This window comes from Clostridioides sp. ZZV15-6383, from assembly GCF_020657735.1.
In the GTDB taxonomy this organism is placed as follows: Bacteria; Bacillota; Clostridia; order Peptostreptococcales; family Peptostreptococcaceae; genus Clostridioides; species Clostridioides difficile_D.
Genome location: NZ_JAGWCV010000176.1, coordinates 1 through 362, shown reverse-complemented (window position 1 = coordinate 362; position 362 = coordinate 1). Strand labels below are relative to the sequence as shown.

Annotated in this window: 1 pseudogene; it reads right to left on the bottom strand. The window is 28.2% G+C overall.

Annotated elements, in window-relative coordinates:
* A pseudogene (locus KGF42_RS19335) lies at nucleotides 1-362 on the bottom strand (RNA-guided endonuclease TnpB family protein); the annotation flags it as partial.

Genomic DNA, 362 nt, shown 5'->3' with positions numbered 1-362 from the left:
ATTAGATTTTTGACTTACTGTACCACTTTTAACTATTGAATTTGTTGGTATATATCCAAATTCTTTTAGTCTTACCCAACCAAGAGTAGGTATTTTGACCCTATGCCTTTCAATAGTCCAATCAGTTCTGTTATTCTTTGGAAAATACGCTTTAACATCTTGATTTTTCTTTTTCTTGAACTTAGGAAAACCTTTAGTTTTTTTAAAGAAATCTTTGAAGGCTTTATCTCCATTCATAATAGCTTGTTTTGTAGCTTTAGAAGATACATCTTTAATCCATTTCATATCTTGATTATTAGGAATATATTCATTATTTAACCATTTAGAAAAATCCATACCGCTTATAAATTCACCTTTACTCT